General features: G+C 67.6%; 6 protein-coding genes and 2 pseudogenes. 2 read left to right on the forward strand and 6 right to left on the reverse strand.

All coding sequences use genetic code 11. The features are described 5' to 3' along the window. Together ACHFFZ_RS06215 and ACHFFZ_RS06220 are read left to right on the forward strand one after the other, a co-directional pair. A pseudogene (locus tag ACHFFZ_RS06215) lies at window positions 1-316 on the forward strand (hypothetical protein); the annotation flags it as partial. 177 nt (window positions 317-493) lie between these two features. Further along, window positions 494-1,471 carry a TerC family protein gene (locus tag ACHFFZ_RS06220; RefSeq protein ID WP_394275793.1) on the forward strand — a complete coding sequence of 326 codons (978 nt, stop codon included), beginning with the start codon at window positions 494-496 and terminating at the stop codon, window positions 1,469-1,471. Window positions 1,472-1,566: 95 nt separating this feature from the next. Here the strand turns inward: ACHFFZ_RS06220 and uvrB are convergent, their stop codons facing one another. The 6 genes and pseudogenes from uvrB to ACHFFZ_RS06250 form a co-directional block, all read right to left on the reverse strand. After that, the gene (gene uvrB, locus ACHFFZ_RS06225; protein WP_394275794.1) at window positions 1,567-3,660 is read right to left on the reverse strand and encodes an excinuclease ABC subunit UvrB; all 2,094 of its coding nucleotides are present in this window, start codon (window positions 3,658-3,660) and stop codon (window positions 1,567-1,569) included. 71 nt (window positions 3,661-3,731) lie between these two features. Beyond that, window positions 3,732-4,043: a hypothetical protein gene (locus ACHFFZ_RS06230; RefSeq protein WP_394275795.1), complete on the reverse strand. Its 312-nt coding sequence runs from the start codon at window positions 4,041-4,043 to the stop codon at window positions 3,732-3,734. 27 nt (window positions 4,044-4,070) lie between these two features. Beyond that, on the reverse strand, window positions 4,071-4,295 hold the full coding sequence (locus ACHFFZ_RS06235) for a hypothetical protein (RefSeq protein ID WP_394275796.1): 225 nt from the start codon (window positions 4,293-4,295) through the stop codon (window positions 4,071-4,073). Window positions 4,296-4,467: 172 nt separating this feature from the next. Then, a complete protein-coding gene (coaE, locus tag ACHFFZ_RS06240; RefSeq protein ID WP_394275797.1) occupies window positions 4,468-5,091 on the reverse strand; it encodes a dephospho-CoA kinase in 624 nt (207 codons plus the stop codon). Window positions 5,092-5,195: 104 nt separating this feature from the next. Beyond that, window positions 5,196-6,170: an alpha/beta fold hydrolase gene (locus tag ACHFFZ_RS06245; protein WP_394275798.1), complete on the reverse strand. Its 975-nt coding sequence runs from the start codon at window positions 6,168-6,170 to the stop codon at window positions 5,196-5,198. A 170-nt stretch (window positions 6,171-6,340) separates the two neighbouring features. Then, window positions 6,341-7,219, reverse strand: a pseudogene (locus ACHFFZ_RS06250) (S1 RNA-binding domain-containing protein); the annotation flags it as partial. Window positions 7,220-7,226 lie beyond the last annotated feature (7 nt).

Consider the following 7,226-nt stretch of genomic DNA (forward strand, 5'->3'; position numbering starts at 1 on the left):
GGCGATCATCGTCGGGCAGGCCCTGGTGCAAGGGGCGCTGTTCGGCCCCTACACCGCCTTCCTGTCCGAGCTCTTCCCCACCGAGGTGCGCTACACCGGCACGTCCCTGGCCTACCAGAGCGCCTCGACCCTGGGCGCCGGCTTCACTCCCCTGCTCGCGGCAGAGCTGATGCGCCGCTGGGACTCGGTCATCCCGATCGCGCTGGCCTACCTGGCCGCCTTCGCCATCACCGCGACGGCCGTGCTGCTCACCCGCGAGGGCCGCGGTAGGGAGTTCAGCGAGATCGACAGCGACTCGAGGGCACGGGCTTCCTGAGACTCCACCAGATGGTCGGATTGCGCGAACCCGGGTGGGCAGTGGGAAACTCTTGTACCGGAGGGGAGTACTCCTGAAAGTGCAGTCCCGTCACCACGGTGCCGCTGACCGGTATCCGGGCCTGCCGCCCAGATGGGCGGACGAGACCTCCGAAGACCTTCCCTGAAAGGGTTCCGCGTGGAAATCCATCTCTACACCTGGCTGATCACCATCGGCGTCATGACGGCTGTGCTGCTCTTCGACGTGCTGGTGATCGGACGGCGGCCACACGAACCGTCCATGAAGGAGTGCGGCATCTTCGTCGGCGTCTTCGTGGGCCTGGCCATCCTCTTCGGCATCGGCGTCACGTATTTCTCCGGCCCGCAGTACGGCAAGGAGTTCTTCGCCGGCTGGCTCACCGAGTACAGCCTGAGCCTGGACAACCTGTTCATCTTCATCATCATCATGGCCAAGATGAAGGTGCCCCGTCAGCTGCAGCAGTACGCACTGCTGGTGGGCATCATCCTGGCCTTGGTCTTCCGCGGCATCTTCATCGCGCTGGGCAAGAGCATGATCGAGGCCGCCGCCTGGGTCTTCTTCATCTTCGGCGCCTACCTGCTCTACACCGCCTTCGGCCTGGTCAAGGACTACTTCGAGAAGGACCATGACGACGAGGCCACCGAGAACCTCATGATCCGTTGGGTGAAGCGCACGCTGCCCTTCACCGACGACTGGCAGGGCACCAAGAGCACCGTCAAGATCGACGGCAAGCGCCTGTTCACCCCGATGTTCCTGGTGATCGTGGCGCTGGGCTCCACCGACGTGCTCTTCGCCCTGGACTCGATCCCGGCGATCTACGGCCTCACCCAGGAGCCCTACCTGGTCTTCACGGCCAATGTCTTCGCGCTGATGGGCCTTCGCCAGCTCTACTTCCTGATCGGTGGCATGCTCACCAAGCTGGTCTACCTGCCCATCGGCCTGTCGGTGATCCTCGGCTTCATCGGCATCAAGCTCGTCCTGCACGCCGCGCACCACTACCACCTGGTGGGCGACTGGGCCGAGATCGGCATCGAGCTCAGTCTCGGCGTGATCGTCGGCACCCTGCTGGTCACCACCGTCGCGAGCCTGATGGAGACCCGCGGCATGAGCCAGGAGGAGCTCGACGCGATGCACTGACCTGCGCCGCTGCTCCCATGGTGAAGGGCCCATCCCCGTTGGCGGGGAGGGGCCCTTCTCGTCGTCCCGGCCGGGCCGGGAGGCCCGACTGACGGCTACTTGTTGGCCTCGATCATGGCGCGCAGCTCCTTCTTCAGGTCGCCGATTTCGTCGCGCAGGCGTGCCGCGAGCTCGAACTGCAGCTCTTCGGCCGCGGTCTGCATCTGGTCGGTGAGCTCCTGCACCAGGTCGGCCAGCTCGCTGACGGCCATGTTCGAGGTGTCGAGCCCACGGGCCTTCTCCACCACCCCCGGCAGCGGCGAGGTGGGGCGCTTGCCCCGGGGATTGGCCTTGCCCACCAGCTCGGCGGTGTCGGCCTGCTCACGGGCGAGCATGTCGGTGATGTCGGCGATCTTCTTGCGCAGCGGCTGCGGGTCGATGCCGTGCTCGGTGTTGTAGGCGACCTGGATGGCGCGGCGACGATTCGTCTCGTCGATGGCCCGCTCCATCGAGGGGGTCACCTTGTCGGCATACATGTGCACCTGGCCGGCAACATTTCGGGCGGCACGGCCGATCGTCTGGATCAGGGAGCGGTCGGAGCGCAGGAAGCCCTCCTTGTCGGCGTCCAGGATGCTCACCAGGCTCACCTCGGGCAGGTCGAGGCCCTCACGCAGCAGGTTGATGCCCACGAGCACGTCGTACTCGCCCATCCGCAGCTCGCGCAGCAGCTCGACGCGCCGCAGCGTGTCCACCTCGGAGTGCAGGTAGCGGGTGCGCACCCCGTTCTCCATCAGGTAGTCGGTGAGGTCCTCGGCCATCTTCTTGGTGAGCGTGGTGACCAGCACCCGCTCGTCGCGCTCGGCCCGCGGGCGGATCTCGGCCAGCAGGTCGTCGATCTGGCCCTTGGTGGGCTTGACGATGATCTCGGGGTCCACCAGGCCGGTGGGCCGGATGATCTGCTCGACGAAGCCGTCGGAGCGGGCCAGTTCGTAGTTGCCGGGGGTGGCGGACAGGTAGACCGTCTGGCCGATGCGCTCGACGAACTCCTCGAAGCGCAGCGGCCGGTTGTCCAGCGCACTGGGCAGCCGGAAGCCGTGGTCCACCAAGGTGCGCTTGCGGCTGGCATCGCCCTCGTACATGCCACCGATCTGCGGCACAGTGACGTGCGACTCGTCGATCACCAGCAGGAAGTCCGAGGGGAAGAAGTCCAGCAGGGTGTGGGCGGGCTCGCCGGCCTGGCGTCCGTCCATGTGGCGCGAGTAGTTCTCGATGCCGGAACAGGTGCCGATCTGGCGCATCATCTCGATGTCATAACTGGTGCGCATCCGCAGCCGCTGCTCCTCCAGCAGCTTGTTCTGCTGGTGCAGCTCGCCCAGGCGCTGCTCGAGCTCGGCCTCGATGCCGACGATGGCCCGCTCCATCCGCTCCGGACCGGCCACATAGTGCGTCGCCGGGAAGATGTACATCTCGTCATCGGTGCTCAGCACCTCGCCGGTCAGCGGGTGCATTGTGCTCAGGGCCTCCACCTCGTCGCCGAAGAACTCGATGCGCACCGCGTTCTCCTCGTACATCGGGAAGACCTCGACGGTGTCACCCCGCACCCGGAAGGTGCCGCGGGTCCCGGCCAGGTCATTGCGGGCGTACTGGATCTCCACCAGGCGACGCAGCAGCGCCTCGCGCTCGTACTCCTCCCCCACCCGAAGCTTCACCATCCGGTCGACGTACTCCTCGGGCGTGCCCAGGCCGTAGATGGCGCTCACCGTGGCCACCACGATCACATCGCGACGGGTGAGCAGGCTGGCGGTGGTGGAGTGGCGCAGCCGCTCGACCTCCTCGTTGAGGCTCGAGTCCTTCTCGATGTAGGTGTCGGTCTGCGGCACATAGGCCTCAGGCTGGTAGTAGTCGTAGTAGCTGACGAAGTACTCCACCGCATTGTCGGGGAAGAACTGGCGCAGCTCGTTGGCGTACTGGGCAGCCAGCGTCTTGTTGGGCTGCATCACCAGCACCGGACGCTGCAGCCGCTCGGTGAGCCAGCCGATGGTCGCCGTCTTGCCCGTGCCGGTGGCGCCGAGCAGCACCACGTCCTGCTCACCGGCCCTGATGCGCCGCTCCAGCTCATCGATCGCCTGGGGCTGGTCACCGGATGGTTCGAAACCCGCCTGCATCGTGAAGGGGGCCACCACCCGCTGGATCTCGTCTACCTTGCGCATGACGAAGAGGCTACCCGGGCCCACTGACAAGAGGATGGCCCCCGGCGTGGCGCCGGGGCCATGAAAGGGGGTCAGTGGCAGGCAGCGGTCGCGTGCTTGGCCAGCACCGAGTTCACCGCCACCCAGCGTCCGTCACGCAGGTAGTACCAGCCCTGGGTGCCGCCCCTGGCCTGCTGCACCTCGACGCGGCACACCGCGGTCGCGTGGCTGCGGGGCGCCATGGTACGCACGGTGGGCGCCTTCGCCAGCGGGGCCTGCTTGACCGCCGCGCGGGTGCGGGCCGTCAGGACGGTGGTGGTATTGCCGTGGCACCAGTGCGGCAGCGCCCCGACGTTCTTCACGTAGCGGGCGGCCACGAAGGCAACCCCCTCGCCGTCGCGCATCTGGTACCAGATGTCATTGCCCGCCGCTCACTGGCCACGCACCTTGCAGGTAGCGGTGACCTTGTCGCCCTTGTGGAGGATGCCCAGCTGCTGCGCCTGCGTGGTGGGCGCCGTGCGGACGCTGAGCTGGGCGGTGGTCCGGCCGGTGGCGGCCCCCTTGGCGACCGCCGCATCGGCGGGAAGGGAGCAGGCCAGGCTGGCGGCCATGGCCAGGCCGGCGGCAGGGGCGAGGATGCGAGGGCTGGTGTTCATGGTGACTCTCCTTGACATGGAGGACGCGTCCACCGCATCTTTCACACTGTCCATGCACGCCACCGGTGGGGATGTTGCGGGATTCGTCTGAGATTTCGTTCAGAAAGCACTGAGATGTGCGCACACCACGCCGAATCCTTGCATCGGCAGAGGACGGCTCTGCCATCACGGCTCAGCAGCCGCAGCCGTCCCCCTGCTGGCCGCGCAGCTTGAGCACCTCGTGCCAGACGGCATGGGTGCGCTCGGCCAGCTCCTCGAGACCGGCATCATTGCGGATCACGAAATCGGCCACCCGGAGCCGCTCGACCCGGCTGGCCTGGGCCCCTATCCTGGCCCGGGCCTGCTGCTCGTCCAGGCCATTGCGAGCCATCAGGCGTTCCAGCTGGACCTGCTCGTCGACATCGACCACCACCAGGGCGTCGAAGTCATCGGCCTGGCCAGTCTCCACCAGCAGCGGCACCATGTGCACCACGATCGCGTAGGGGTCCTCGACCTGCGCCTCGATGGACGCCTTCGCCTCGCGCACCCGGGGGTGGATGATGCCGTTGAGCACCGCCAGTGCCTGCTCGTCGCCGAAGACGATGCTGCCCAGCCGGGCGCGATCCAGGCTGCCATCGGCCTGCAGCACCTCGCTTCCGAAGTGATCCACCACCTCGGCGAGGCCCTCGCTGCCGGCCACCACAACATCGCGGGCGAGTTGGTCGGAGTCGACCACCAGCGCACCGAGAAGACGTATCTGCTCGCCCACCGTCGACTTGCCCGAGGCGATGCCCCCGGTCAGACCCACCCTGATCATCGCCACTCCCTCGCATCGTCACGTCCCCTCGCACGTGACGACGCTACCCGACTGCGCCACGGCGGGCCCGACCAGGGCCACGCAGTGCCCGGTGCGGGGCGGGATCAGGCAGGGCCCAGCTGGAAGTCACCGCTGGCCGCGAAGGAGTCGGTGGCCCGGCACCACAGCTCCATCATGTGCTCCCCGCCATGGCCCTCGGCCTCCACGACGTGGAGCTGGGCCTCGGGCAGCTCCGCCTTGACCGCCCACGGCACGGCGACCGGCCCTGAGATGTCACGGCGCCCGTGCACCATGCACAGCGGCAGTCCCTCCAGGGCAGCCAGGCGGCCGAGCAGGGGGCCGTCGGGCAACCACTGCGGGTCGAGGGCGGCATGGCGCGACCAGTAGTGGCTCACCAGGGTGGTGAAGGCCATCTGCTGGGCGATCGGTTCGTCACCGACCTTGGCGGGGCGCAACTGGTCGACCGGCAGCCCGATCTGGATGTGGGTCTGCTCCCAGTCCATCCAGGCCAGCGCCATCTCGGTGCGCACCTCCGCGTCGGCAGTGAGCATGATCTGGGCCACGGCGTCGACCAGGCGCCCCTTGCCGGGCGCCCAGTCGCTGTGGGCGGCCACGGTTGCGGCCAGCTGCTGCCATGCCTCCGGGTAGATCATGCCCACGCCCTCGGTGATCCAGTCCACCTCGTCGGGGCTGGTGGTGGTGACCGCCACCAGCACCAGGCCACGCACGCGGTCACGATGACCCAGGGCGTAGTGGAAGGCCAGGGTACAGCCCCAGGAGATACCGCTGACGAGCCAGGAGTCGATGCCGAGGTGCTCGCGCACGACCTCGATGTCGGCGACGAGGCGGGCCGTGTCGGTGCCCTCCACCAGACGCTCGGGGGAAGCGTCTGCTGGGGTGCTGCGACCGGCACCGCGCTGCTGCAGGCCGATGATGAGGTACTTCGACGGGTCGAAGTGGCGACGGTAGCCGGGGCGCAGGATGCCGCCGGGTCCGCCATGCAGGTACAGGACCGGGATGCCTTCGGGATTGCCGGATGTCTCCCAGTACAGATCGAGGGAGGGTCCTACCGTCAGCATCCCGCAATCGTGGGGGGAGATCGGGGGATACATGGCACAGATGCTAGTGCCCCGCACCCTCCCAGCCGTGGCGAACCGCTGGACCTCCGGACACGACGAGGGGCCCCGACCGCATGGTCGGGGCCCTTCGGTGCTCACCCTGCCACAGCAGGGTTCACCAGTTCATCAGCTCAGGCGTTGCCGGAGAGCTTGTCGCGCAGGGCCTGCAGGGCCTCGTCGGAGGCCAGCGACCCCTCGGGCTCGACATCGGCCTGGGCCGAGGACGAGTAGGTCGGGGCGCTGCTGCTGGTCTCGACAACGGCATTCTTGTCGGCCTGCTCGGCCTCCTCGGCCTGCTTCTTGAGGGCCATCCACCGGGCCTGGGCCTCGGCGTACTGCGCCTCCCACGCACGCTGCTGCTCCTCGAAGCCGGGCTTCCACTCGTTGGTCTCCGGATCGAAGCCCTCGGGGTAGATGTAGTTGCCCTGCTCGTCGTAGCTGGCGGTCATGCCGTACAGCGACGGGTCGAAGTCGTCGGAGCCGAGGTCGATGCCCTCGTGGGCCTGCTTCAGCGAGAGGCTGATGCGACGACGCTCGAGGTCGATGTCGATGATCTTGACCATGACCTCGTCGTTGACCGTGACGACCTGCTCGGGGATCTCGACGTGGCGCTCGGCCAGCTCGGAGACGTGGACCAGGCCCTCGATGCCCTCCTCGACACGCACGAAGGCGCCGAAGGGGACGAGCTTGGTGACCTTGCCCGGCACGATCTGACCGATCTGGTGCATGCGGGCGAAGGTCTGCCACGGGTCTTCCTGGGTGGCCTTCAGCGACAACGAGACGCGCTCGCGGTCCATGTCGACGTCCAGCACCTCGACGGTGACGGGCATGCCGACCTCGACGACCTCGCTCGGGTGGTCGATGTGCTTCCAGGACAGCTCGGAGACGTGCACGCGGCCGTCCACGCCGCCCAGGTCGCCGAAGGCGCCGAAGTGGACGATCGAGGAGACCACACCGTTGCGGATCTGGCCCTTCTGGAGCTGGGTGAGGAAGTTCTGGCGAACCTCGCTCTACTGG

This window comes from Luteococcus sp. (assembly GCF_043424415.1).
Classification (GTDB): Bacteria; Actinomycetota; Actinomycetes; order Propionibacteriales; family Propionibacteriaceae; genus Luteococcus.